Here is a 25,833-nt window from a genome sequence, read left to right as displayed (position 1 = left end):
AGCGTTGAAACACCTGCATCAGCATGCCGTTACGCTAGCGATAATCTCTTGCTCAATAGCGCGAGACGGGTCTGGAAAACGCTGTATTGATTGTGCTGAGGGCATCGAGCTGCCGTTAGAGCCATTAGAGAGGAGTCAGGCCATGACCGATGAAGAGATGGAAAATAGCTACCACTCCGGTTTGCCGGGGATATTGGGAGTGATCGACACTGCAATTAGCAAAATTGAAGCCGTTATTCTTGCGGTAGGCGTTTTGCTAATGGCATTGAATACGGTCACCAATGTCATTGCGCGCTTTGTCTTTAGTAACAGTATTATGTTCTCCGGTGAGCTAAACCGGATTTTGATCATCATGATTACCTTTGCAGGCATCGGCTATGCCGCCCGCCATGGTCGTCATATCCGCATGTCGGCTATCTACGATGCGTTGCCGGTCGGTGGGCGCAAAGTATTGATGATCTTTATCGCCCTGTTTACATCCCTGGTGATGTTCTTTTTGCTTTACTATTCAATGGTTTATATTCTTGATCTATACAGCAAAGGTCGCGTTCTGCCATCGCTGGGGCTGCCTGTATGGATTATTTACCTGTGGGTGCCAATGGGGTTTTTGATTACCGGTATTCAGTATTTGCTGACGGCGGTTAAAAACGTCACCTCTGACGATGTGTATCTCTCGACGGGCGTCGTGGATGGTTACAAAGATACCGAAACTGAAGTCTGATTCAGGGCATTGCACTCTAGGGGAACAGATATGACGACGATAATGGTCACCGCTATGATTGCCCTGCTGCTGCTGGGCTTTCCTATGATGATTCCGCTAATTACCGCCGCGGTAATTGGTTTTTATATGATGTTTAACGGCTTTGGGCAGATGGATACGCTGATCCAGCAGATGATGGCAGGCATACGCCCCGCCTCATTAATTGCCGTTCCGATGTTTATCCTTGCCGCAGACATTATGACCCGTGGGCAGTCGGCTAACCGTTTGATCGAAATGGTCATGTCGTTTATCGGCCATATCAAAGGTGGCCTAGCCGTCAGTACCGCTGCCTCATGTACATTGTTCGGCGCTGTTTCAGGCTCAACTCAGGCAACGGTGGTGGCCGTGGGCTCACCGCTGCGGCCCAAGATGCTTAAGGCAGGCTATTCCGATTCATTTACGTTAGCGCTAATCATTAACGCCAGTGACATCGCCTTTTTGATTCCCCCCAGCATTGGCATGATCATATATGGGGTAATCTCAGGTACATCCATTGGTGAACTGTTCATTGCGGGGATTGGGCCAGGGTTAATGATTCTGGTGATGTTTTCCGCCTATAGCATTGTGTATGCCATCGTTAAAGACGTGCCTACCGAGCCAAAGGCGAGCTGGAAAGAGCGCGCAGTGGCGGTAAAACAAGCGCTTTGGCCGCTAGGCTTTCCGGTCATTATCGTAGGCGGTATTTACGGTGGTGTGTTTAGTCCAACTGAGGCCGCTGCTGCCTGCGTGTTGTACGCCATCTTGCTAGAGTTTGTGGTGTTTCGTTCGCTTAAGATGCACGACATTTATGCTATCGCCAAATCGACGGGCCTGATTACCGCCGTGGTGTTTATCTTGGTCGCTGTCGGTAATGGCTTTTCGTGGATTATCTCTTTCGCGCAAATTCCGCAGATGATCTTGGAAACGGTGGGTGTCAATGACGCTGGGCCAACGGGCGTTTTGATTGCCATCTGTGTCTCGTTCTTTGTGGCGTGTATGTTTGTCGACCCGATTGTGGTCATTTTGGTGTTAACGCCGATTTTTGCGCCGGCCATTGCTGCAACGGGCTTAGACCCGGTGTTGGTGGGTATATTGATTACCCTGCAGGTGGCGATAGGGTCGGCAACACCGCCCTTTGGGTGCGATATATTTACCGCCATTGCGATTTTTAAACGCCCTTATTGGGATGTCATTAAAGGCACGCCGCCGTTCATCTTCATGCTGATCTTGGCCGCCGCGCTGCTGATCATGTTCCCGCAGATTGCGCTGTTTCTGCGTGATGTTGCCTTTCGGTAAGCGGCCACGAGGAGTACACGAATGTTTAATCGCATTTTAGTCCCGGTGGATGGCTCAAAAGGTGCTATCAAAGCGTTGGAAAAAGCGGTGGGGCTGCATTTGCTGACCGGTGCTGAGCTTTATTTACTGTGCGTTTTTAAGCACCACAGCCTGTTGGAAGCCTCACTTTCTATGGTGCGGCCCAGCCAGCTGGATCTTCCCGACGATGCGTTAAAAGAGTACGCCACGGAAATTGCCGTCCATGCGAAATCCCATGCTGTTGAGCTTGGCGCTGATGCTTCCCGCGTGCGGGCTTTTGTAAAGGGCGGTCGCCCTTCGCGGATCATCGTGCGTTTTGCCCATAAGCGTGAATGTGACCTTATTGTCATTGGTGCACAGGGCACCAATGGCGAAAAAAATCCGTTACTTGGCAGCGTCTCCCAGCGTGTAGCGGGCGCGGCGGATTGTCCAACGCTGGTGGTTTAATCGCTAAACCTCTTTAGTATTTTGTGGTCTTATTAAACACCCACCGCTCGGCAGATGCATTTGACGAGCGGTGGGTGTTAGTCTTTGGGTGACACTGATAGGCGTTCGGCGCCGCTTTAAAAGGATCTTTCATGAAACTACTGCTTTCTACAACGGCTCTTACGGGGCTGCTTTTGGTCGCCCCTTTTGCAGCAGCAGCGCCAGAAACCGACGAACAGCGTTTGGCTTATAGCCTGGGTGTTACCCTGGGTGAAAGCATGCAGGCGGATATTGAAGACCTTGATTTGGATGCCTTTAACGACGGCATGCGCGATGTTTTTGAAGATGCTGAGCTCGCGCTGACGGAAGAAGAGATGACCGAAGCGTTAATGGCTTTCCAAGAGCAGTCGATGCAGGCACGTGAAGCTGAAGCCGAAGAAATGGCGCAGATGAATCTCGATGAAGGCGAAGCCTTTCTAGCCGAGAACGCTGAGCGTGAAGAAGTCACGGTGACAGATTCTGGCCTTCAGTATGAAGTGCTTGAATCTGGTGACGGCGCGACCCCAGGTGCTGAAGACACTGTTGAAGTGAACTACGAAGGTATGCTGTTGGATGGCACGGTCTTTGATAGCTCATTTGAACGTGGCGAGGCGGTAAGCTTTCAGACCAATCAAGTGATTGAAGGTTGGCAGGAAGCGCTGCAGCTGATGAGCGTGGGCGATAGCTGGATGCTGTATATCCCGGCTGAGCTTGCCTACGGCGAAAACGGCCAGGGCCCGATTGGACCCAATGAGATGCTTACCTTCCGCGTTGAACTGCTAGGCGTCGAATAAGCGATGCTGCCAGCCTCGGCTTTAGCGGTGCATCCTCTTGCTTTCACGCTGCTTTGCGTAAGCATGTGTGTGCCGCTGATTGCTCAAGTCGAGGCCGCCAGCGAGCACAATGCGCTGCCTGCGTTGGGCGCCGCTTCTGATGACGCAAGCGTAGTGGGCCTATCGTCGGGCGGCTACATGGCTACCCAGCTGGCAGTGGCATGGCCCGAGCGTTTTAGCGGCTTGGGTGTACTGGCGGCAGGCCCTTGGAGCTGTGCCCAAGGCTCGCTCAGGCTGGCGTTGAATCAGTGCCTGACGACTCGCAACGGCGCGCCGTCATTGGACGACTTACAAACCCGCCATCAGCGTTACCTAGCACGTGATCTTGTGGGTAAAACAGATGCCCTTAGTCAGCTCCGGGCTTATCTGTGGCACGGTGAAGATGATGAAGTGGTTGAGCCTGAACTCGGTGATTTATTAGCCGAGCAATGGCAGGGCTGGCTTGCTTCGCCCGACCAGCTGCGCGTTGTGCGTAGCGAAAATATTGGGCATGGTTGGCCGGTGCGTTTGCCCAGTAACGCCGCTTCTGATCCGCATGAGTGGGGCGACTGCCATCAAGGCGGCGGTAGCTATGTATTATCCTGCGATGAAGACATTGCTGGCGAAATGCTGGATTGGCTCTATCCCGAGCGCGACGTCTCAGATGACGCTAGCTCCAGTGGAGAAGAGAGCGGGGCGCTAATCGCCTTTGATCAAGCGGAATTTGCGGCAAAAGGGTTGGCTGACACGGGCTACGTGTTTATACCGCAAGACTGCGAGGCGGGCGGCTGCCCGGTAACGCTGGCAATTCACGGCTGCCAAATGAATGAAGCGGCGATTGGTGATACGTTCATCCGCTATTCTGGGTTAAATGACTGGGCTGCAGCGCATCAACAAATCGTGCTTTATCCTCAGGCAGAAAGCAGCATGACCAATCCCCAGGGTTGCTGGGACTGGTGGGGATTTGCTGAAAGCACCTGGCAGGTAAGCCCTCAATACGATACCCGCGAAGGGGTTCAAATTAGCGCATTGATGGCAATGCTCGATCGCCTTCAGACAGCGCCAGAGCCAATCGATTAATCCTCTAGCTCAGTTTCTAATGCGGCAACACCTACTTCAAGCCATAGCGGTTTACTGGCCATTTTCATTAACTCCGAATGACATCAAAATCAAACCAGCTGCCGACATTGCCGTCGGCCGTTTTTAGTATGACTCGCGCTCGCCAAGGCATAACTGCCTGAGTGCATATGCCTACCTGGCCTGGGCCTTGAAAGTGGCCCGGCGAAGTGGCGGTAAGGCCAAAACGATGTAAGCCCACATCCATGTCTCGGCCAAAAACGTCAACGTCCACCTGCGTGGCTTCGACACCCTCTACTGCCACTTCCAGTGTTAATATCGCTAATGCATCAATGCGCCCGCTCGCTTCAATGCGCAGCGTGCAAGTTGCAGCTTTGGACATCATCTTCATGGCAGAATAATCGCTACGCAAGGCGTCAGGCGGGAATGATGGCCATGGTAACAGTCATCAAGTCGATATCGCTGTGCTTGAATGTCGCAGGCATAAGGAACACAAATGGAGAGCATCACCGGCGCTTTAGGTCCACTTTTTTTATTGATTTTACTGGGGACTGTGCTTGGTTACTGGCGGTGGCCAAGCGATACTTTTTGGCCGCAAATGGAGCGGCTGATTTACTTTGTACTTTTCCCTGCGATGCTGGTAGGTACCTTGGCCACCGCCGATGTGACCCAGGTGCCGGTCGGCCGTTTAGCGCTAGTGTTACTGGGCGCGATGGCTTTTTTTGGGCTGCTGCTATGGCGCTTGCGTGGCTGGTTACGGCTCGCACCCGCTGCGTTTACCTCTGTGTTCCAAGGCGCCGTACGGTTTAATACCTATGTTGGCGTTGCCGGTGCCGCCGCGCTACACGGCAGCTTAGGAGCGACCACCGCTGCGGTCGCTGTTGCCCTGATGGTGCCGGTGGTCAACGTCATGTGTGTCGCAAGCTTTGTCGGCGCAGGAACCTTGGGCAGTGCAAGCCTGGGTAAAAGCGTTATGGCGCTGGTTAAAAACCCGTTGATTTTGGCTTGTCTCGTGGGTATTGGTCTGAATGTCTCGGACATCGGTTTACCCGGCTGGAGTCATGCGACAGTTGGCTTGCTAGGCCGCGCGGCTTTGCCGCTTGGGCTGGTAGCCGTAGGCGTTGCACTACGCCCAGCGGCGCTGCTACGTATTGACCGTGGCGTGCTGGCCACTAACAGCGTTAAGCTGTTATTAATGCCGGCATTCGTGCTGATATTAACCTGGATATTACAGCTAGACCCTGTCAGCCGGGACGTGGCGCTACTGTTTGCAGCGCTGCCGACCGCCACGTCCGCATATATTCTAGCGCGTCAGCTGGGAGGCGATGCCGAGCTGATGGCGGCCATCATCACGGGGCAAACATTATTAGCAATGCTCACACTGCCGCTATGGCTGAAGCTGGTAAGCTAATTAAGAAACTAAATAAAAAATATTCGTATTTGTATTGACGGCTTGAATGAGAATGATTACAGTGTGTTTGTGGCGTTTGATGAGACGCCACGACCAAGACAGATACTTCGCAAAGATCAGCGTCAGTTGACTGTCATGGTTTCTCCCTCTCATTGCTAGTCACGGTCTTTTGCCACTCCTTTGGAGTGGCTTTCTTTTTTCTACCTCTCGCTAATAACCTCTCCTTGCTAATGCTCTGCGCAAATTAGCGTTACTCGTTTTGTGCTCGTCGCCTATGCTGTCGTTATCACCGCTTATTTCTTAATGCATTTGTGAATAGATTTTTTGTGGGAGCACTGGGTCATGCGCATTGCCGTTTTTAGTTCTAAACCCTATGACCGGATATTTCTGACCCGCGCCAATACGGCTGGCAAGCATACATTGAGCTTTTTCGATACGCGCCTCACGGCTGACACGGCGTTTATGGCTAAGGGTTTTGACGGAGTATGCGCCTTCGTCAACGATTGCCTTGATGCCGCGGTATTAGAAATGCTCTATAAAAGCGGTTCAAGGCTGGTAGCGTTGCGCTCAGCTGGTTTTAATCATGTGGATCTAGCGGCAGCTGCTAGATTAGGCATGACGATTGTACGCGTTCCCGCCTATTCGCCGCATGCGGTCGCTGAGCATGCTGTGGCGCTTCTGCTCAGCCTGAATCGAATGACCTATCGCGCCTATAACCGCGTGCGTGAGGGAAATTTTTCTCTGGATGGCCTGCTGGGTTTTGATCTCAATGGCAAAACGGTCGGCGTTGTTGGCACGGGACAAATCGGGCTGATTTTTGCCGATATCATGCATGGCTTTGGCTGCCAGATGTTGGCTTATGACCCTTTTCCCAACTCGGATGCAAAACCATTTATAAAGTACGTGCCGCTACCAACACTGTTCTCTAAAGCCGATATTATTTCCCTGCACTGCCCTCTAACGCCTGACACTCATCATTTGATTAATAGCGATGCCATCGCGCAAATGAAAGCTGGGGTCATGATTCTAAACACGGGTCGCGGTCGCGTGGTTGATACCCAGGCCGTCATCGCCGGCCTGAAAAGCGGCAAAATCGGCCGCCTTGGCTTGGATGTCTATGAAGAGGAGGAGCAGCTATTCTTTGAAGACTTATCCGAACAAGTGATTAGCGATGATCAGTTTATGCGTCTGACAACCTTTCACAATGTGCTGATCACCGGCCATCAGGCCTTCTTCACCACAGAGGCCTTAACGAATATTGCTGAGACCACCCTAGCCAATATCGACGCCTTTGAAAGTGGTGAAGGGGCGATGCATCAGGTGTTGAACGCTAAATGCGCCCCCCAAGATGCTGACGGCGCGCGCACTGCGTTTGAATAGGCAGCACTAAAAATAGCTTAATCTTGACGCTGGTAAATCAAATCCCATACGCCGTGGCCGAGCTTTTCGCCGCGTGCTTCAAACTTAGTCAGCGGACGAAACGTGGGGCGGGGTACATAGGGGGCCGTTTCCTGGGTGGCCGTGTTGGCATAGCCGGGGGCTACTTCCATCACCTCGGCCATCCACTCGGCGTAGGCTTCCCAGTCAGTTGCTAAGTGAAAGGTGCCGCCGGGCATCAGGCGCGTACGAATTAGCTCGACGAACGCTGGTTGCACGATGCGTCGCTTATGGTGTTTTTTCTTCGGCCATGGGTCGGGGAAGAACAGCTGCAGCGTGGTCAGCGAACCTTCGGGAAGGCACTGCTCAAGCACTGCTAGAGCGTCTTCCCGATAAACGCGCAGGTTAGTAAGCCCGCGTTTGTCGACTTCATCGAGCAGTTTGCCAACGCCGGGGGCATGGACTTCTATGCCAATAAAGTCCGTCTCTGGGTGAGTCTGGGCCTGTTCGATAAGCGAGTTACCCATGCCAAAGCCGATTTCCACTACGCGTGGCGCCTGGCGTCCAAAGAGTGCGTCTAGGTCTTGACGGCCTTGCGCGATGGTCAAGCCAAAGCGCGGCCATACATCGTCTAATCCGCGGTTCTGTGCCGGGGTCATTCGGCCCGCGCGAATCACATAGCTTTTAATGCCGCGGCGGTGCAACGGAGCATCTTGGCTTTCTGGGCCGGTGTTGTTCTCAAGGGAGCTGTCTTGAGAATCGCTATTTTCAGGGCTGTGTTCAGAGCTGTTTTCAGAGCTAGATTCAGTCATGGGGTCTCGAATCAATTAACCGTTAATACGGCCTGCGAAAGGTGAGGAAGGGTCGGCGGATTGCCGACGTGGCATGCGGCCGGATAAAAATGCATCGCGTCCGGCCTCAACGGCCAGCTTCATGGCGTTGGCCATGCGTAGCGGCTCGCGGGCGTGAGCAATGGCCGTATTCAGCAACACGCCGTCGCAGCCTAGCTCCATGGCCATGGCCGCGTCTGACGCAGTGCCAATACCTGCATCCACCAGCACCGGCACGCTGCTGCGCTCAACAATGAGGCGTACGTTGTGCGGGTTCTGAATGCCGTGGCCAGAGCCAATCAGCGAGCCCAGCGGCATGATGGCGCAGCAACCCATCGCTTCTAATTCGAGAGCCACAATAGGGTCGTCGCTGGTGTACACCATCACATCAAAACCGTCGGCAAGCAGTGTTTCGGCTGCTTTTAGCGTTTCTACCACGTTGGGATAAAGCGTGGTTTCGTCACCGAGTACTTCCAGCTTGACCAGGTTATGGCCATCAAGCAGCTCGCGGGCTAAGCGGCAAGTGCGCACCGCGTCTTTAGCGGTATAGCAGCCAGCGGTGTTAGGTAGCAGGGTGTAGCGCTGGGGCGAGATAACGTCCAACAGATTGGGCGCACCGGCATCCTGGCCTAAGTTAGTACGGCGGACGGCAAACGTGACGATTTCAGCGCCGCTCTGGGCAATGGCGGCGCCGGTTTCTGTAAAATTTTTGTACTTGCCGGTGCCAACCAGCAGGCGCGAGTGAAAATCGCGCCCGGCAATGGTTAGCGGGGCATCGGCTAGCGGTGCAGAGGTAGGTTGCGTCATAGTATTTCCTTTAGCCGCCGCCAATGGCATGCACGACTTCCACGTGGTCACCATCGGCCAGGCAGGTATTGGCGTGCTGGCTGCGGGGGACAATCTCTTGGTTAATTTCAACGGCGATACGACGACCGCTAAGGCCTAGCTGTTCAACTAGGTCGGCGGCGGTAAGGCCAGCCGCCAGCGTATGTGGCTCACCGTTTAGCTCTATTTGTATGGGCATAGCTTGTGTAGACATGAATAGGAGTGTCTCATTCGTCGTGGCAATGCGTTGCCTATTGTAGCGGTTTCGAGCCGTTCAAGGTACGCCATGAGTGCAATCAGCGCGTAGGGCGCAATCAAACGGGAGGCAATAGAGCAACGTGCAGCGAACAGATAAAGTGTGGTGGTGTGTCGTGGCGCTCTCGGGCGTATTAATGGTGATGCTGGGTGCCTATGCAGCGCATGGCATGCAGGCACGGACGACCGAAGCAATGGTCAGCGCTGTTGAAACCGGCGTACGTTATCAAGCATGGCACACGCTTGCCATGATGATAGTGCTGATATGGAAGCGGGTACAGCCGTTAAGTGTGCAGCGCTGGGTGTTAGCCTGCTGGGCGCTGGGTGTTGTTGGCTTTTCGGGGTCACTCTACGTAATGGCGCTGGCGGGGCTTAGCGTCGGCATTGTCACGCCGATAGGTGGCCTGCTGCTGATGTTAGGCTGGGTAATGCTGGCAATTACGGTCGTGAAAGCCTCGTAAGCCGCCCGTAGCGCTTTTTTATGGGGCTTGTTCTGTGCGCCTGCTATCGACACGCGCGATGTCTGCTGGCGCGTCGATATCGATAAGCGTGCCGTCGTCCTGCACGTCATATTCTCGATACTGGGATAAATGGCGACGAATAACCGGCTGGGCGCCACTATTGCCACTTAACGTTTCAAGCGCTGGCCAGAATTCTCGTCCAAAAATCACCGGATGGCCTGGCCGCCCTTCATAGCAGGGTCGCAGGATGGTGTCGCGGGTGGCTAACCGCTGAAGCGCCAGCAGCGTCTTGCGTTCAATGCAGGGCATGTCGCCCAATAAAATTGCGACCGCCTGAACGTGATCCAGACGCGGGTCATGACTCAGCGCTGTCACCGCTTCGGCGAGGCTTGATCCCAGCCCCAAGTGCGCTGTATGGAGCTGAATTAGCGCCATGGTGTCGGCCAGGCCGAGTAAGCTTGGCGTGTCGTTTGCACGAATTGCCACGCGTAGCAGCGCAAACGCATGCTCAGCATGGGTGACAGACGTTGCTAGCAGCGACTGCCCACTGGCTAGCATTGCGCTGCGCTTGTCGTGCTGGCCAAAGCGCCGGGAGTAGCCGGCGGCCATCACTAAGGCGACAACGTGGTTAGAGCTCATTAATGGCGCGCCCGTGCTGCACTCGCACAATGTCTGCCATGACGGCGAGAGCGATTTCCGCCGGAGTTTTGCTGCCTAGGGCTAAGCCAATCGGCATATGCAGTCGGTTGACTTCTTTTTCGCTTAGCCCGCCGGAGCGCAGCAGCCGCTCGGCGCGGGCAGCCGACGTGCGTCTTGAGCCCATCACACCAATATAAAAAGCCGGCGTGCGCACCGCTTCTATCATGGCCAAATCATCAATGCGCGGGTCGTGGGTGAGCGCTACAACTGCGGTGGCGCTATGGCAAGCACCGGCAGCGATATAAACGGAAGGCAGTAACGCTTTAACCGCTACGCCGGGTACTGAAAAGTCCTCGCAGGCTGCCTCATCGGGGTCACAGACAATGACCTCAAACCCCAGGGTGACAGCGAAGGCGGCGCACGGGGCTGAAATCGGTGAAATGCCGGCAATAATGAGCCTTCTGGCGGGGGCGAGGCGCATCTGAACAATGCCTGATTCAGCATCGTGTATTACCCGCGGGCCTAGGCCGGGCTCATCGGTAAAGTAACGCTCCCCGCTGGATAAATGCACGTTACGTAGCACGCGGCGGTGGCCTTGCAGGGCGGCCAGCAAGGTCGTTAGGTGTTCAAGTGTCTCGGGTTCGGCGGGTAGACGTTCGATCAACACGTCTAGAATGCCCCCGCAGGGCAGCGAGAGGTGAGCGCCTTGCGCGTCGTTAGGGTCGCCATAGCGCATGACGGTGATCGGCTGATCAAACTCACCCGCGCCCAGGCGCTGTATAAAGTCCTCTTCTACGCAGCCCCCTGATAGTGAGCCGATAAACTGTCCCGTTTGGCTGACCACCATCCATGACCCGGGGGCGCGTGGCGATGAGCCAAACGTTGCCAGTACGGTGCACAGCCAAAGCGTTTCACTTTGCTGTGCCCACGCGATGGCTTGCTCGATCACCTGTCGATCTAAATGTTGCATTTCAAACGCATCCCCTTGTTAGCAAACGGCTTCCATTGCCCGTGTTGGCGTGGGCCGTCATCTCACGACATGTTTTTTTAAGCAATTTAGGCTCAGGAGACAGGTTGCTTACAACAATTATGGCTATGCTAAAGCGGTTATGTCATTCATTAAACGACCGCAGTGAGCAAGGAAGGCATCATTTATGAACCCACCTAGTAGCGTTCAAAGGCGTGACGACACCTTACGCAGTGGCGCTGAGAGCTCAAGCGTCTCTTTCGTGGTCAATGGAGCAAGACACGACGTTGAGCTGGATAACCGCACGACATTGCTAGATGCATTGCGTGAGCGTTTAAAGCTGACGGGCACAAAAAAGGGCTGCGACCATGGGCAGTGCGGCGCCTGCACGGTGTCGGTTAATGGCGAGCGGATTAACGCCTGCCTGACGCTGGCCGTTATGCACGACGGTGATGATATTTTGACCATCGAGGGGCGAGCAGCAGCCGACCAGCTCGACCCCATGCAGCAAGCGTTTATCGATCATGATGCGTTTCAGTGCGGTTACTGCACCCCGGGACAAATCTGTTCGGCCAGCGCAGTGCTGGAAGAAATGCAGGCAGGCTTTCCCAGCCATGTAACCGACGATTTAACCGCACCGATCGACATCACCGATGCCGAAATTCGTGAGCGCATGTCGGGCAATCTGTGCCGCTGCGGTGCTTACTCCAATATTTTAAAAGCGATTACTCAGGTAGCTAAGGAGCGCGCATGAGAGCCTTCTCTTATGAACGAGTGAGCGACCCGGCCCAAGCGGCTGCGCGGGCTGCCGAGGTGCCCGGCGCTAAATTCATCGCCGGAGGCACCAATCTACTTGATTTGATGAAGCACGAGATTGAAATCCCGCAGCACTTGATCGATGTGACGGGAACCGGGCTCAGTGATATTACGCCCACCAGCGGCGGCGGTTTGCGCGTGGGGGCAATGGTACGCAATAGCGGGCTTGCGGCCGACCCACGCATTCGCCGAGATTATGGCGTATTAAGCCGGGCGCTGGTGTCGGGGGCCTCGGGCCAGCTGCGTAATAAAGCCACTACGGGCGGCAACCTTTTACAGCGCACCCGCTGCCCCTACTTTTATGACACGGCGATGCCTTGCAATAAGCGTGCGCCTGGCGCGGGCTGTGCGGCACTGGGTGATGGCGCGACGTCGCGCCAACTGGGAATTATCGGCACGTCTGATCGGTGCATCGCCACCCACCCTTCGGACATGGCCGTTGCGCTCAGGGTATTGGACGCTGACATAGAGACCATCATGCCCAGCGGCGAAAGTCGGCGCCTCACGCTTGATGAGTTTTACCGCCTGCCTGGCGACACACCCGAGGTGGAAAATGCGCTGGAACCAGGCGAAATGATTACCGCCGTGGTTCTGCCTGCGCCTGTCGAAGGGCGTCACGCCTATTATAAAGTGCGCGACCGCGCCTCTTACGCTTTTGCACTGGTATCCGTTGCGCTGATTAAGACCTCTGACGGCAGCGGGCGTGTGGCGCTGGGCGGCGTTGCCCCCAAGCCGTGGCGGCGCGAGGAAGCTGATGCGGCGTTGCCGAAGGGGGCAACTGCGCTAATGGACCGCTTGCTCAGCGGCGCCCGCCCCACGCAAGAGAACGCCTTCAAGCTTACCCTGGCAGAGCGAACGCTTGCCGCGCTGCTGGCTCAGGAGTGACCCCATGGATTTCAATCAACCCACCGAAGACAACCTGTTTGATCACGCCCGTATTATCGGCAAGCCTCATGCGCGGATTGACGGCATCCTAAAAGTCACGGGCCGTGCACCTTACGCCTACGAGCGTCATGACGTGGTGGCGAATCAAAAGGTCGGCTACCCATTGTGCGCCACCATTGCCAATGGGCGAGTTACCCACATGGATGCGTCGGCTGCGCGTGGCGCGCCGGGCGTCGTCAGCGTGGTGACAACGCTAGAGATTGAGCCGTTGGGCCGGGCAAAGAGTAACGACGCACGGCTGTTTGGGGGCGACGTTATCGAGCATTACCATCAGGCGATTGCGGTGGTGGTGGCCGACACCCTTGAGCAGGCGCGCAGCGCAGCGGCGCTAATCGACGTGAGTTATGAGGAGGCGTCGGGGGTCTTCGACCTTGAGGCAGCTTGGGAGCGCCTGCAGGGCACCGGCGAGCCGCTAGCCGATGTGGGCGACGTGGACGCCGCGTTTGAGGCCGCCTCTGTCACCATTGATGAGATTTATCGCACCGCTTCCCAAAGCCACGCCATGATGGAGCCGCACGCTTCAATCGTCGACTGGTCAGATGGCCAGCAGATGACGGTGTGGACCTCGAATCAAATGATTGCCTGGACGCATAAGGCCCTGGCCACCACGTTTAATATCGAGCCAGACACTATCCGTTTAGAAAGCCCCTACGTTGGCGGCGGCTTTGGCGGCAAGCTTTGGCTGCGTGCCGATGCGGTGCTGGCAGCGCTTGGCTCACGTGCTTGCGGGCATCCGGTTAAGCTGGCTTTGCCGCGCCCCATGGTGTTTAACAATACGACCCACCGTTCCGGTACTATTCAGCGCCTGCGCATTGCCGCCAATGCTGAGGGCAAGATAACCGCCTTCGATCATTCGGCGGTGTCGCATACGCTGCCCGGCGGCAGCGGTGAAAATCCGGTCAATCAGACCCGTACACTTTATGCCGCAGAGAATCGTCGCGTGTCCCACCAGGCCATCGACATGAATCTTCCCGAGTCAGCGGATATGCGTGCGCCAGGCGAGGCGTCGGGGCTTGCCGCGTTAGAAATAGCCATGGATGAAATGGCGGAAAAGCTGGGTATGGATCCCGTTGAGTTTAGGATTCTCAATGATACGCAGGTGGACCCCGAGGATGCCTCCAAGCCGTTTAGCGAACGCCACTTTGTTGAATGCTTACGCCAAGGCGCCGACGCCTTCGGCTGGGAGGCGCGTAACCGCACGCCGGGGGCAATGCGAGAAGGGCAGTGGTTGATCGGCCATGGCATGGCCGGCGCTTATCGCGGATCGCTTACGCTGAACTCCGGCGCGCGCGTTCGCCTGCAGGGCGGGCGGTTGATCGTTGAGACGGATATGACCGATATCGGTACCGGCTCTTACACCATTATTGCCCAGACCGCCGCCGAAACAATGGGGCTTGAGCTAGCCGACGTCGAGGTCAGGCTGGGCAACAGCGCCTATCCTGTCTCCTCCGGTTCGGGCGGCCAGTTCGGTGCCGCTAGCGCCACCGCCGGCGTATATGCCGCTTGTTTAGCGCTTCAAGCGCTGATTGCCAAGCGGTTAAATATCGACACGCCGCGCTTTGAAAACCACCGCGTGGTGGCCGGGGCAACCGATCTCGCACTTGCCGATATTCTCGACGGCGAAGAGCTGGTCGCCGAAGATACGATGCACTTTGGTGATTTTAAAGACAGCATGCAAATGGGCACCTTTGCAGCGCACTTTGTTGAAGTGGCCGTGCATGCGCATACCGGCGAAACCCGTGTTCGGCGCATGCTGGCGGCGTGCGATGCGGGGCGTATTCTCAACCCGATAACGGCGCGTAGCCAAGTGCTTGGCGGTATGACAATGGGCGTCGGTGCTGCCTTGATGGAGGGGCTTACCGCTGACCTTGAGCGCGGCTTCTTCGTCAATCACGATCTCGCCAGTTACGAGGTGGCGGTGCATGCCGACATTCCTCAGCAGGAGATTATTTTTCTGGACACGGCGGATGCGGCCTCAACGCCTCTCAAAGCAAAGGGGGTTGGTGAACTGGGTATTTGCGGCGTGGCGGCCGCCGTTGCCAACGCGATCTATAATGCGACCGGCGTTCGGCTACGTGAGTATCCGATGACGCTTGACCGAATGATCGACCGGCTCCCTGAGGTACGCTAGCGCAATCAGGCGGCGGGCAGCGCATAGCTGGCGGTGACATGCGCGACAGGGCGTATGTCATCGCTGGCTGAGTATATTTGCACCTCACCCACGCCTAAGCGGCGGCCGAGTTTAATCAATTTGGCATGAGCGATAATGTCGTGATCACCCGAGGCCGCGCGCAGGAAGTGGCAGTTGAAATCGCTGGTCACGGCCATGGGTTCCGGGCCAATCTGCGCCAGGATAGCGACATACAGTGCGACGTCCGCAAAGCCCATCATGGTGGGGCCGGAAACGCGCGGGCCGGGTCGCAGGTGCTCGTGGCCAATCGTTAGGCGCATGGTGGCACGCATCTCGCCAACGCTCTCAATTCTGCCCATTCGCTGGGGAAAGACTTCATCCAGAAAGCGCTCAATCTGCTCGGCGTTCATCACGGTCATTAGTGCTTCCTCGGTATTTTTTGTTGTTAACGTAAACGTTAAAAAGCATAAATAAAAAAGCCCCGAGGTGCGAGCCTCGAGGCTATGGTAAGGAGCTTTTAGGCTCGCTTACTTGGCTTTATGCACCTGGCGCCACGCGTGAAGTAGCGGTTCGGTGTAGCCAGAAGGCTGCTCGCGACCTTTGAAGACCAGGTCTGAAGCGGCTTTAAAGGCGGTGGAGCCCTCAAAATCAGCGCTCATGGCGGTGTAGGTTGGGTCGTCTGCGTTCTGCTCGTCGACGACTTTCGCCATACGTTTGAGCGTTTCTTCCACACGCGCCGCATCAACAATGTCGTGGTGTAGCCAGTTGGCAATGTGCTGGCTGGAAATACGCAGCGTGGCGCGGTCTTCCATCAGGCCCACGTTGTGAATATCCGGCACTTTCGAGCAGCCCACTCCGTGCTCTACCCAACGCACCACGTAACCCAGAATACCCTGGCAGTTGTTGTCCAGCTCCTGCTGCTTCTCTTCATCGGACCAGTTGGCGTTTTCGGCCACCGGCACCGTGAGCAGATCATCCAGGTAATCGGGCTCGCCCAGCTCTTCCAGCTCGCGCTGGACGTCGGTGACGTTGACCTGATGATAGTGCAGCGCGTGTAGCGCAGCCGCGGTTGGCGAGGGAACCCAGGCGGTGTTGGCACCGGCTTTCGGGTGGCCGATCTTCTGCTCTAGCATGTTGTGCATCAGGTCAGGCATGGCCCACATGCCTTTACCAATTTGCGCGCGGCCACGCAGGCCGCAGGCAAGGCCGACTTGCACGTTGCTCTTCTCATAGGCGGTGATCCATTTGGCGCTTTTCATGTCGCCTTTGCGGACCATGGGGCCTGCTTCCATCGCGGTATGCATTTCATCACCGGTACGATCCAAGAAGCCGGTATTGATAAACGCTACGCGAGAAGCCGCTTCAGCAATACACGCCTTGAGGTTAACGGTGGTGCGGCGCTCTTCGTCCATGATGCCCATTTTTAGGGTATCGCGGTCCATACCCAAAATGTCCTCAACGCGACCGAACAGCTCGTTAGCGAAGGCCACTTCCGCCGGGCCGTGCATTTTCGGCTTGACGATATACACAGAGCCGGTGCGCGAGTTACGCGGCTGGCTGTCGTCTTTTTTCAGGTCGTGCAGGGCAAGCAGCGATGTGACTACGGCATCCAGAATACCTTCCGGTAGCTCGTTGCCGCTCTCGTCTAAAATCGCTGGAGTGGTCATCAGATGACCCACATTGCGCACGAACATCAGCGAACGGCCAGGCAATGTAACGCTGCCGCCATCGGTGGTTTGCCAGGTGCGGTCAGCGTTGAGCTTGCGCGTAAAGGTCTTGCCGCTTTTATCGATATTCTCTTCGAGATCGCCCTTCATCAGGCCCAGCCAGTTGCTGTAAACACCGACCTTATCTTCTGAATCGACCGCGGCGATGGAGTCTTCGCAGTCCATAATGGCGGTGAGAGCCGCTTCAACCACCACATCTTTCACGCCAGCCGGGTCGGTTTTACCGATTGAGTCGGTTGGATCAATCTGGATTTCCAGATGCAGGCCATTATTAGCGAGCAGTATGGAGTCAGGCTTAGCGGCGTCACCGGTAAAACCAATCAGTTTGCCTGAGTCTTTCAGGCCGGTGTCACGACCGCCTTCCAGAGTGACAACCAAGTGTTCGTCACGAATGACGTATTTGATCGCATCACGGTGCGAGCCAGTGGCGAGCGGCGCTGCGCGGTCCAGCACGCCGCGGGCGTAGGCAATGACTTTGGCACCGCGTTTTGGATTGAAGCTAGAGCCTTTTTCAGCGCCATCGTCTTCTGAAATAGCGTCGGTGCCGTATAGCGCGTCATAAAGGCTGCCCCAGCGCGCGTTAGCGGCGTTCAGCGCATAGCGCGCATTGCTCACCGGCACGACCAGCTGCGGGCCGGCTTGCACGGCCACTTCACGATCAACGTTAGCCGTGGTGGCTGCCACGTTGGCTGGAGTGTTAGCTAAATAGCCGATCTCTTTCAAAAAGCGGCGATACGCTGGCATATTGTTAACGCGGCCAGGGTTTTCCCGATGCCAAACATCCAGTTTTTCCTGCAGCGTGTCGCGCTCTTCCAGCAATTGACGGTTTTTGGGTGTCAAATCGTGAAACAGAGCATCGACACCGGCCCAAAAGGCCTTTTCATCAACGCCTGTTCCCGGTAGCGCCTGTTCATTGATAAAACGATCTAGATCGGCTGCCACCTGTAAACCGTGGCGCGTGATACGCTCGCTCATAGGGTTTCTCCTGTCAGAGTGCTTGTGGGTAATGTGTTTGCCACAAGCAGAGTAAAATATATTTATGGAAAATAATTCCATATCTGGTTGGGCATGTAAACAGCGTAGACCCTAAAGTGGTAAAATGCTCGACCAAATGACTAGGTGCTAGGTGCTGAGCACTAGGCGTTAGGCGCGCAGCTCATCAGTTGCGTTAAGGCCAACGGAAAATGGCGTTATGGAGAAACAACCATGCATGATTTCCAACACCTGGAAGGCTTGTTTCGCCATGCTGCGGGCGAGACAGCCCTTAGCCGCCTGCTGCCAGGGGAAATGCTGGCAGATGCGATGCAGGACTACTTTCACCATTACGGCCTAGCGGCGCTGCTACCCGATGCCATCGAAGTGTACGCAGGCTTTATCGATACGGGCCGCTTTACGCTGTGGTGCCAAGTATGGAGTCCTCCCCAGCCGATAGGCACCGCGTTTGTGGTTCACGGCTATTTCGATCATATGGGGCTGTATCGCCATTTGCTTAAACGCCTGCTCGCTAAAGGCTGGCGGGTGGTGCTGTGGGATCTACCGGGCCACGGACTTTCCAGCGGCGCGCGGGCGGAAATAGATGATTTTGAGGATTATCAACACTGCTTGACCTACGTGGAGACAATTTTAAAAACCCAAGGCATGGCGCCTGCGCCCTGGCTAGGTGTGGGGCAAAGCACGGGCGGGGCGATTCTGGCGACCGATGCGCTCACTCGCCGAGACGCGGCAGGCTGGGCAGGCTTGGTACTGCTGGCGCCGCTGGTGCGGCCTTGGGGCTGGAGCCAAGCGAGCTGGGTGCATTTAATCGCGAGTCCGTTTTTAAAGGAGCTGCCGCGTAAATACCGTCCCAACTCTACGGATGAGCAGTTCACCGCGTTTCTGCGCGATGGCGACCCGCTGCAGCCAGAGCGCTTAAGCGTTGCCTGGGTCAGCGCGATGCGTCGTTGGATGCCTCGCTTGCTGGCGCTAGAGCCGCTGGCGCTGCCCACCCTTATTCTTCAGGGCGAGCAAGACTTAACGGTCGATTGGGAATGGAATTTAGCCATTTTGGCGGAGAAGTTTCCCAACAACGAGATTCATCGCCACCCAGACGCTCGCCATCACCTGGTGAATGAGGCCGATGCCATCCGTGAAGAATTGTTTGAAGCATTGGATGGTTTTTTAGATCGGCTAAACGATAGCCAGCAGCAAGCCATGCCTGCGGCTACGCCCCCCTTAGCATTCGATCCAGCTGCCGGTAGCCAATAGCCTCAATAAGGTGCGGCTGAGTGGGCTTTTCGACGCCTTGAAGGTCGGCAAGCGTTAACGCGACGCGCAGCACGCGGTGGTAGGCACGGGCGGAGAGCCTGAGTTTTTCGAGCACCCCCGCAAGCCAGGCGCGCTCTTCATCGCTGAGCGCGCAGGCGGCTTCCAGCGCTTTGCCGCTCAGTTGGCTGTTTAGCGCGCCGCGTTGCATTTGGCGTTCGCGTGCCGCCATTACGCGTTCGCGAACCGCTGATGAGGGCTCTCCCTGGGTCTGGGCGGTGAGCTGCTCCGGCGGCAGTGCCGGTACTTCAACTTGAAGGTCAATGCGGTCTAGTAACGGCCCGGAAAGCCGCGCTTGATAGCGCTGAATTTGGCTGGCCGTGCATTGGCAGCGGTTTCTTGGGTCGCCTAAATGCCCGCAGGGGCAGGGATTCATGGCGGCTACCAGCTGAAAGCGCGCGGGGTAGCGGCGCTCATGGCTTGCGCGGGCTAAATGAATACTTCCCGTTTCTAGCGGCTGGCGCAAAACCTCTAATACATGGCGCGAAAACTCGGGCAGCTCGTCTAAAAACAGCACGCCATGATGCGCAAGCGAAATTTCACCGGGCTTAGGTTTTGAGCCGCTGTCATTTTCAGCAATTGATGCGACCCTCAGGGCGTAATATCGGGCTATTATGGTAGTCTGTACAGGATTGAGTGCGACAGAATTAATAGCAATTGATGCGACAGGCCTTGTTTTATTCAACATTTGGTGCGACTACCCATGCCACTGCCTACATCCGTTCGTAAAATCGGCCCTACCCGACGAAGTGTGTCTGGCTACTATGCCTTTCGCGGGGAGGAGTCTATTGCGTTCGAGTCGACGCTCGAACGTGATTTCCTCATCAAGGCTGACTTTGATGTGAGCGTCCTTGGTGTGATTTCCCAGCCGTGCGAGATCCCGTTTCATCATCCCGTGACCGGTAGGCGCTACACCTACACACCTGACTATTTGGTTTATTACCGTCTCGGTAACCGTCATTACAGGGATTACCCAAAACCTCTCCTGGTGGAGGTCAAACCACGGGAAAAGTGGCAAGCACATTGGCGTGAATGGTCGCCTAAATGGAAGGCGGCGATACGGCATGCCAACAATGAGGGCTGGGCGTTTCGCATTCATGATGAAAGCCGCATTCGTGATAAGACCTTGGACAACATTACCTTCCTAGCGCGCTACAAGCGGATGGTGTTTCCCTCTGTCGAAAGCCAGGCAGTCCTCAACACGGTGAGGGAAATGGGGGTGGCGACCTTGGATTACCTGCTTTCTCGGCACTTTATGGGCGATATTTACCGGGCAGAGGGGATTGCGCATTTATGGCATCTACTGGCGACTCGGCAGTTAGATTGCGATATGGCCCAATCCTTCAGTCCTCTATCGGAGGTATGGGTACCCGATCATGAATAATCATCGTGGCAGCGCAACTGAACCCAATAACGGCGTCGCCCAAACACGCCAACACTTGCAGATTATGGTGGGTGAGCAGGTTCAGAAAGATGGCACCGTTTACCGAATTTCCCAGGTGCTCGATTTTGAGACGGTCATTGGCATTGCCGTTGAGTCCGGGCGTAGTTGCCCGCTTCGCATCAAAGAACTAGCGCCTCTCAATAGCGGGTCCGTATCCCCTGAGCAGGATATGTCCGAGATTGGGGATGCCGATTGGCGGGAGGCCGAGCATCGCTTTTCCATCATTAAGCCCTTGGTGGATCGCCATACGGTGGGGCGGGATGCAGCGGAGGAGCGTGCTAAACAAACGGGGGTTGATACGGCTACGATCTACCGTTGGTTGAAGCGGTATAAAGCGACGGGCTCGGTGCTTGCATTAATTCCTCAAAAGCCAGGGTGGAAGAAAGGAAAGTCGCGTATCCCCGCGCATGCCGAGGCGGTGATTCAGGAAGTCATCAAAGAGGTGTATTTGACGCTGCAGCGTCCGTCCGCACAAAAAGCGGTACAGGAAGTCATGCGGCGCTGCCATGAGCGGCGCATCGACCCGCCGAGCCCTGGTACCGTTCGTTCTCGTCTGCGCGACATCCCAGAGCGCGACCGATTGCGTGGGCATGGCTTTAGAGAAAAAGCGATTAATAAGTTTCAGCCGGCGGCCGGAAAATTTCCCAATGCGGACTATCCGTTAGCCGTCATGCAGATTGACCACACGCCTGCCGATATTATTTTGGTCGATGACGTATATCGCAAACCGATTGGCCGTCCATGGATTACGCTGGCCATGGACGTGTGTACTCGCATGGTCACGGGGTATTACTTATCGTTTGACCCGCCCTCTGAAACATCTGTCGGCATGTGTGTGGCGCACTCCATGCTTCCTAAAGATGAGTGGTTGCTACTGCATAATGTGGAGGCTGAGTGGCCGGTATGGGGCACACCCGCCACGATTCATGTCGATAACGGCCCAGATTTTCGCTCTGAGACGTTTAGGCGCTCATGCCTAGCCTATGGGATCAACCTTGAGTTTCGGCCTGTTAAGCAGCCTCGTTACGGTGGCCACATTGAGCGGGTGCTGGGGTCTCTTCTCAAAGAAATTCATAACCTGCCTGGGACGACTTTCTCCTCCATTAAAGAGAAAGAGGGGTACGATCCAGAGAAACACGCGGCCATGACGAAAAGCGAGTTTGAAGAGTGGCTGGTGACGTTGATCTGCAAGGTTTACCACCAGCGCCTTCATTCTGGGATTGGTATGTCGCCGATGAAGAAGTGGGAAATTGGTGTGTTTGGCAATGCGGATGTGCAGGGAGTGGGATTAGCGCCGAGGCCTGCTGACAGGCTCTCTGTATTGCTCGATTTTTTGCCCAGCTTTCAGCGTACGATCCAGACCTTTGGTGTGACCATCGATGGCATAAACTATTACGATGAAGCGCTAAGACCTTGGATCAATGCCAAAGATCCAGACATGCCAGACAAGAAACGCACCTTTGTTTTCCGGCGCGACCCTCGCGACATTAGTGTCATTTGGTTCAAAGACCCGGAGCTCGGGCACTATTTTCGCGTGCCCTTTGCCAATCTTGCCCTCCCCTCGATGAGTGTTTGGGAGTATGCCCAAGCTAAAGCGCGCCTTCGGCAGGAAGGAAGAAACTCGGTCAATGAGACTGAAATTCTACGCGCTATTAGTGAGCTGCGAACCCATGTGGAGGAGTCGCAAGCACGTACTAAGCGAAGTCGCCGTCAGGCACAACGACGTAAAGAGCATGAGAAGAAGGTGACGCCTGCAGATCCCCTTTTACATGCGCCCTCAACTGCTGCCCCTAAAGAGACACCCGCTCAAGGGGACGGTCTTTTAACGGGTGATATCGATGTGAACTGGGACATAGCATGAGCACACACCTTCATCCTGATCTTCGTCACGTCTTGGGGCTGTCCGCTAAAGAGCGAATGGAGTTTATGGATCAACCGCGCTGGTTGGGCTATCCATTGGCCAATCGTGTCATTGAGGTCATGCGTGGGTTGATGGAGAAGCCCAGTCGTCCTCGTATGCCTAACCTCTTGCTCGTGGGTGACTCCAACAACGGAAAGACAACCATCGTTCAACGGTTTCGTAAGCAGTACGGTGAAGGCTACGTGAATGAAGACGTAGAGCCCGTGAAGCCTGTTGTTGTCACTCAGGCTCCCCCGAGTGCCGATGAGAAAAGTCTGTATATCGCAGTGCTAGAGAGTTTCTGGGCTCCCTACCGGCCTACAGATCCTGTTCCCAAGCTGCGCTACCAGGTGATTCATCAACTGCGTGCTTGCCATACCCGCTTGTTGATCATCGATGAGTTTCACTCTCTGTTAACCGGTGGTGCTGTTAAGCAGCGCGAAACGATGAATGCCATTAAGCTTTTATGCAATGAGCTAATGATTCCCATCGTTGGTGTGGGGACGCAAGACGCTGTGCGTGTGCTGCATTCAGACCCACAGCATGCGAGTCGCTTTGATGTGGTCGCGTTACCAAAGTGGGAGCTCAATCAGGAGTTTCAGAAGCTGCTCGCTGGCTTTGAGAAGATATTACCGCTCAAACATCCTTCCCAACTGCATGAGCCCCAATTGGCGACCCAGCTCCACGCGATCTCTGGCGGCAATTTTGGCGACCTGCACCGGCTGCTGATTGAGTGTGCCAATGCCGCTATTTTGTCCGGGGCTGAGCGCATCGATGAGAAAATTATTCAGAGTAAATCATGGGTGCGACCTACCCGTGGCATTAGGGAAGTGATGCTGTAATGCCCTGGGCGCTGAGTGTGCCTCTGTTGCCTGAAGAGTCGCTTTCTTCATGGCTGGTACGGGCGGCGTTGAGACAGGGGTGTGATCCCTTGTCGCTCACTGGGGCTATCTGGCCAACATGGCGTATATGGACAAGGGATATTGATAGGGAAATTCCCCTCGTAAGAATGCGCCCATTAGTCAATGCATCGGGGATATCGTCCGCTGAGTTTCAGAAAGCTGGGATGCGGGACGATTGTGAGAAAGTGGCCGGTTACTCATTACTGGAAACGCGGACTTGGCCCTGGTTGTTGGCACTCGGCAGCCGAAATCGAACTCGCCATGGAGGACAACAGATTTGTGCATTGTGTTTGGCAGAGGACTCAGCCCCCTACTTGCGCCGACACTGGCGATTCGCTTGGCACACTGGGTGCCGCTTTCATGGGGTGCAACTGATAGATGAGTGCCCGGTATGCAAGGCCCCTATAGAGCCTCATCGCCTGTCAGCAGAAGATCAACATTTAGCTCAGTGCAGCCGGTGTTATAACGATTTTAGAAAGGCGGTATGCACGTCGCCTTTACCAGAAGCGTTCAGTTTCCAAGTGATGGCTGATCGTGCTTTAACAAGAAGCAACGTGACGTTTAGGGAGGCCCCTATCGCACCCGCCGATTGGTTTTCTATGGTGACCTTCTTTGTTGGCGTTGTTCGGCGTGCAAGTCGGCGGCCTGCGTCACCCCTCGCAGATGCGCTTCTAACATTGGGCATTTCGATGACGGATAGCCAAATGCCTGTGTCTGGGTTGGCGTTTGAGCTGCTGCCTGTCAACGAGCGTTGTGCTTTATTAGCGGCGGTGGAGCGTTTGCTCAGTATAGGCGTTGAAGAAACGTTCAGTGCTCTGGTCACGTGCAATGTCAAAACGAGCGCGCTTCACGATCCCCGAAAGTCACCCCCCGTTGTGTTGTTGCCGCTGCTATCACGGTTATCTCATCACCCCCATGGGCCGCATCGCTGCCGTGCTCTACCGGCTCATCGCCCCATGTCGGAACGCGCAGTGAGAGCCTCATGGGCGCGCTTAAAACGGAGAATGAAAGCGGAGCCAACCTCTTGAAGCAACACAAAACGGTCGACTGCGATGAGTGTGGTCGAGAAGTCTCCAAATTGTGGCGACGCCATAAGGGGCATGGTTACTGCTCAACTTGCTATGCTCGTGTGTTTAAGCGGCAGATGTGCCCACGATGTGGTGAGTTAGCCCGTCTGCCAACGAATGACCCAGACGCCGTCTGTCGCCAGTGTGACGTTGACAAACCGTGTGCGCGATGTGGAAAAGCTAGATCAGACTACAACATCGGCAAGGTCACTCCCTACGGCCCTGTCTGTATCGCTTGCGCTCCCTATTTCAAAGAGCCTGAGCCCTGCGAGGTGTGTGGGGAATCCTCTCAACGTCTTACCCGAGTGACGCGTATGGGGCATGCTCATCGCTTATGTCCACGCTGTGCGACGGCTGATCACGGTACCTGTTCTGCGTGTCGTCGACATCGCTTATTGGTCATGACATCCAGCGGTGACGCATTGTGCAAAGCCTGTAATGAGCAAGGGGAAATTGCCTGTCCATTGTGTGGTAATCCCATGCCAGCGGGTCGAGGCGATGCCTGTGAGCCCTGCTATTGGACGCGCACATGTCGTAAGCGGATCATCATTGGCCAAGCCGGTATCACCACCAAAGCGTTACGTGAGGCCTTTGGGGAATTTGGTGAATGGCTGATTCGTACCACAGGGCCGCATAAGGCTGCCCTCAAGATCAATCATTTCTTCTCGTTCTTCCTTGAGATCGACCAGGCATGGTCACGGATACCGAGCTATTCGGAGCTGCTTCATCACTTCGGTGCGGAGGGGTTGCGGCGTGTAAGACTTCCTATGCGATGGCTGCATGAAGAGCAAGGGGTAGAGCCGGATCACCAAGCAAAGAAGATCGACTCAGAGAAACGACGTATCAAAGCGTGTCTCAGGTCTATGCCGTCCGCTTCTTTATCAGAAAAAGCGCTGCATGCTTATTGGCAGCAATTGGAAACCCGTATAGAGGCGGGCAAAACGTCCCACACCTCCGCACGACTTGCACTAAGAGCGGCAGCCGCATTGCTACTCGCTACTGACCGGGAGGGGCAGCGACTGCCTCAACAGGGCGATGTGGACAACTATTTGCAGGCGGTGCCCGGACAAGCAGCCTCGGTCACGGGGTTTACTAATTTCTTAAATCGCCAACATGCCACCACGTTGGCTCCTCGGGTGGATGTAAAACGGGCAAGAAAGCGGCGAAAAGAAACACTAGCCCGCACCCTGATGACGATGGCCCGGTGTGCTGATCAAGGAGAGGCCTGGAGGGAGGCATGGATCGTTGCTGCCATGGAGTATTTCCATGACACAAAATTAACGCAGAAAATGCTTCGACAACAGACCGTAGAGCGGACGACAGACGGGATACAGGTGGTAGTGGGTGGCGTTACCTACTGGCTGCCTCTGGATATTGAGTGCTAAGACACTGATAGCGCGCAGTCACTTGGAGGGCCCCGCGACTCTG

25 protein-coding genes and 1 pseudogene are annotated in these 25,833 nt (G+C 55.5%); 17 read left to right on the top strand and 9 right to left on the bottom strand.

Annotation, left to right across the window (positions count from 1 at the left end; genetic code table 11):
- Window positions 1-142: 142 nt before the first annotated feature.
- The 5 genes from KUO20_RS15900 (at window position 143) to KUO20_RS15880 (ending at window position 4,410) form a co-directional block, all read left to right on the top strand.
- Window positions 143-721 carry a TRAP transporter small permease gene (locus KUO20_RS15900; protein WP_235040769.1) on the top strand — a complete coding sequence of 193 codons (579 nt, stop codon included), beginning with the start codon at window positions 143-145 and terminating at the stop codon, window positions 719-721.
- Between the two features lie 30 nt (window positions 722-751).
- Entirely contained in the window at window positions 752-2,035 is a 1,284-nt protein-coding gene (locus tag KUO20_RS15895) for a TRAP transporter large permease (RefSeq protein ID WP_235040768.1), read from the top strand.
- Window positions 2,036-2,056: 21 nt separating this feature from the next.
- Window positions 2,057-2,500, top strand: coding sequence for a universal stress protein (locus tag KUO20_RS15890; protein ID WP_192536007.1), 444 nt, complete (start codon window positions 2,057-2,059; stop codon window positions 2,498-2,500).
- Window positions 2,501-2,631: 131 nt separating this feature from the next.
- On the top strand, window positions 2,632-3,312 hold the full coding sequence (locus KUO20_RS15885) for a BamJ family beta-barrel-assembly machinery protein (RefSeq protein ID WP_192536006.1): 681 nt from the start codon (window positions 2,632-2,634) through the stop codon (window positions 3,310-3,312).
- 63 nt (window positions 3,313-3,375) lie between these two features.
- Window positions 3,376-4,410: a poly(3-hydroxybutyrate) depolymerase gene (locus KUO20_RS15880; protein ID WP_422823154.1), complete on the top strand. Its 1,035-nt coding sequence runs from the start codon at window positions 3,376-3,378 to the stop codon at window positions 4,408-4,410.
- Window positions 4,411-4,477: 67 nt separating this feature from the next.
- Here the strand turns inward: KUO20_RS15880 and KUO20_RS15875 are convergent, their stop codons facing one another.
- A complete protein-coding gene (locus KUO20_RS15875; protein ID WP_235040766.1) occupies window positions 4,478-4,789 on the bottom strand; it encodes a hypothetical protein in 312 nt (103 codons plus the stop codon).
- Window positions 4,790-4,903: 114 nt separating this feature from the next.
- Here KUO20_RS15875 and KUO20_RS15870 point away from each other — a divergent pair, with 114 nt between their 5' ends.
- Both KUO20_RS15870 and KUO20_RS15865 read left to right on the top strand, forming a co-directional pair.
- The gene (locus KUO20_RS15870; protein WP_235040765.1) at window positions 4,904-5,818 is read left to right on the top strand and encodes an AEC family transporter; all 915 of its coding nucleotides are present in this window, start codon (window positions 4,904-4,906) and stop codon (window positions 5,816-5,818) included.
- Between the two features lie 342 nt (window positions 5,819-6,160).
- On the top strand, window positions 6,161-7,198 hold the full coding sequence (locus KUO20_RS15865) for a 2-hydroxyacid dehydrogenase (protein WP_192536003.1): 1,038 nt from the start codon (window positions 6,161-6,163) through the stop codon (window positions 7,196-7,198).
- A gap of 17 nt (window positions 7,199-7,215) precedes the next feature.
- On the opposite strand, the gene trmB is transcribed toward KUO20_RS15865, so the two are convergent.
- Genes trmB through thiS form a run of 3 tightly spaced genes read right to left on the bottom strand, consistent with a single transcriptional unit; the run spans window position 7,216 to window position 9,064 of the window.
- Complete coding sequence (trmB, locus tag KUO20_RS15860) at window positions 7,216-8,007, bottom strand: tRNA (guanosine(46)-N7)-methyltransferase TrmB (protein ID WP_235040764.1); 792 nt, start codon at window positions 8,005-8,007, stop codon at window positions 7,216-7,218.
- Window positions 8,008-8,022: 15 nt separating this feature from the next.
- Entirely contained in the window at window positions 8,023-8,832 is an 810-nt protein-coding gene (locus KUO20_RS15855; protein WP_235040763.1) for a thiazole synthase, read from the bottom strand.
- Between the two features lie 10 nt (window positions 8,833-8,842).
- Window positions 8,843-9,064, bottom strand: a complete 222-nt coding sequence (gene thiS, locus KUO20_RS15850) for a sulfur carrier protein ThiS (protein ID WP_422823088.1) — start codon at window positions 9,062-9,064, stop codon at window positions 8,843-8,845.
- Window positions 9,065-9,188: 124 nt separating this feature from the next.
- Here thiS and KUO20_RS15845 point away from each other — a divergent pair, with 124 nt between their 5' ends.
- Window positions 9,189-9,566, top strand: coding sequence for a DUF423 domain-containing protein (locus tag KUO20_RS15845; RefSeq protein WP_235040762.1), 378 nt, complete (start codon window positions 9,189-9,191; stop codon window positions 9,564-9,566).
- 18 nt (window positions 9,567-9,584) lie between these two features.
- Here KUO20_RS15845 and KUO20_RS15840 read toward each other — a convergent pair whose 3' ends face one another.
- Window positions 9,585-10,205 carry a nucleotidyltransferase family protein gene (locus KUO20_RS15840; protein WP_235040761.1) on the bottom strand — a complete coding sequence of 207 codons (621 nt, stop codon included), beginning with the start codon at window positions 10,203-10,205 and terminating at the stop codon, window positions 9,585-9,587.
- Window positions 10,195-11,175, bottom strand: a complete 981-nt coding sequence (locus tag KUO20_RS15835; RefSeq protein ID WP_235040760.1) for an XdhC family protein — start codon at window positions 11,173-11,175, stop codon at window positions 10,195-10,197. Before KUO20_RS15835 ends, KUO20_RS15840 begins: the two co-directional genes overlap by 11 nt.
- Before the next feature lie 184 nt (window positions 11,176-11,359).
- Here KUO20_RS15835 and KUO20_RS15830 point away from each other — a divergent pair, with 184 nt between their 5' ends.
- From KUO20_RS15830 to paoC, 3 genes are read left to right on the top strand one after another with little or no spacing between them, the layout of a single operon-like run.
- Window positions 11,360-11,926, top strand: a complete 567-nt coding sequence (locus KUO20_RS15830) for a 2Fe-2S iron-sulfur cluster-binding protein (protein WP_235040759.1) — start codon at window positions 11,360-11,362, stop codon at window positions 11,924-11,926.
- Window positions 11,923-12,873 (top strand): FAD binding domain-containing protein, encoded by a 951-nt coding sequence (locus KUO20_RS15825; RefSeq protein WP_235040758.1) that lies wholly within the window; start codon window positions 11,923-11,925, stop codon window positions 12,871-12,873. The genes KUO20_RS15830 and KUO20_RS15825 overlap by 4 nt, the downstream gene beginning before the upstream one ends.
- A gap of 4 nt (window positions 12,874-12,877) precedes the next feature.
- Window positions 12,878-15,064, top strand: a complete 2,187-nt coding sequence (gene paoC / locus KUO20_RS15820) for an aldehyde oxidoreductase molybdenum-binding subunit PaoC (protein WP_235040757.1) — start codon at window positions 12,878-12,880, stop codon at window positions 15,062-15,064.
- Between the two features lie 5 nt (window positions 15,065-15,069).
- Here paoC and KUO20_RS15815 read toward each other — a convergent pair whose 3' ends face one another.
- Together KUO20_RS15815 and KUO20_RS15810 are read right to left on the bottom strand one after the other, a co-directional pair.
- Window positions 15,070-15,483 carry a PaaI family thioesterase gene (locus KUO20_RS15815; RefSeq protein ID WP_235040756.1) on the bottom strand — a complete coding sequence of 138 codons (414 nt, stop codon included), beginning with the start codon at window positions 15,481-15,483 and terminating at the stop codon, window positions 15,070-15,072.
- A gap of 108 nt (window positions 15,484-15,591) precedes the next feature.
- Window positions 15,592-17,766 carry a malate synthase G gene (locus KUO20_RS15810; RefSeq protein WP_235040755.1) on the bottom strand — a complete coding sequence of 725 codons (2,175 nt, stop codon included), beginning with the start codon at window positions 17,764-17,766 and terminating at the stop codon, window positions 15,592-15,594.
- A gap of 231 nt (window positions 17,767-17,997) precedes the next feature.
- Between KUO20_RS15810 and KUO20_RS15805 the strand changes: the two genes are divergently transcribed.
- A complete protein-coding gene (locus tag KUO20_RS15805) occupies window positions 17,998-19,035 on the top strand; it encodes an alpha/beta hydrolase (RefSeq protein ID WP_235040754.1) in 1,038 nt (345 codons plus the stop codon).
- Here the strand turns inward: KUO20_RS15805 and KUO20_RS15800 are convergent.
- A pseudogene (locus KUO20_RS15800) lies at window positions 18,992-19,654 on the bottom strand (ATP-binding protein); the annotation flags it as partial. The gene KUO20_RS15805 and the pseudogene KUO20_RS15800 sit on opposite strands and share 44 nt — an antisense overlap.
- A 141-nt stretch (window positions 19,655-19,795) precedes the next feature.
- Here KUO20_RS15800 and KUO20_RS15795 point away from each other — a divergent pair.
- The 5 genes from KUO20_RS15795 (at window position 19,796) to KUO20_RS15780 (ending at window position 25,790) form a co-directional block, all read left to right on the top strand.
- Window positions 19,796-20,476, top strand: a complete 681-nt coding sequence (locus KUO20_RS15795; protein ID WP_027957962.1) for a heteromeric transposase endonuclease subunit TnsA — start codon at window positions 19,796-19,798, stop codon at window positions 20,474-20,476.
- A complete protein-coding gene (locus KUO20_RS15790; RefSeq protein ID WP_027957961.1) occupies window positions 20,469-22,397 on the top strand; it encodes a Mu transposase C-terminal domain-containing protein in 1,929 nt (642 codons plus the stop codon). The genes KUO20_RS15795 and KUO20_RS15790 overlap by 8 nt, the downstream gene beginning before the upstream one ends.
- Window positions 22,394-23,278, top strand: coding sequence for a TniB family NTP-binding protein (locus KUO20_RS15785; RefSeq protein WP_027957960.1), 885 nt, complete (start codon window positions 22,394-22,396; stop codon window positions 23,276-23,278). The genes KUO20_RS15790 and KUO20_RS15785 overlap by 4 nt, the downstream gene beginning before the upstream one ends.
- Complete coding sequence (locus KUO20_RS16850; protein ID WP_422823087.1) at window positions 23,278-24,366, top strand: TniQ family protein; 1,089 nt, start codon at window positions 23,278-23,280, stop codon at window positions 24,364-24,366. The genes KUO20_RS15785 and KUO20_RS16850 overlap by 1 nt, the downstream gene beginning before the upstream one ends.
- A 518-nt stretch (window positions 24,367-24,884) precedes the next feature.
- Window positions 24,885-25,790, top strand: a complete 906-nt coding sequence (locus KUO20_RS15780; RefSeq protein ID WP_027957958.1) for a hypothetical protein — start codon at window positions 24,885-24,887, stop codon at window positions 25,788-25,790.
- Window positions 25,791-25,833 lie beyond the last annotated feature (43 nt).

This window comes from Vreelandella profundi (assembly GCF_019722725.1).
GTDB classification, from domain to species: domain Bacteria; phylum Pseudomonadota; class Gammaproteobacteria; order Pseudomonadales; family Halomonadaceae; genus Vreelandella; species Vreelandella profundi.
Note: the sequence above shows the minus strand (reverse complement) of the source record. Positions and strands in the feature narration are given on the sequence as shown.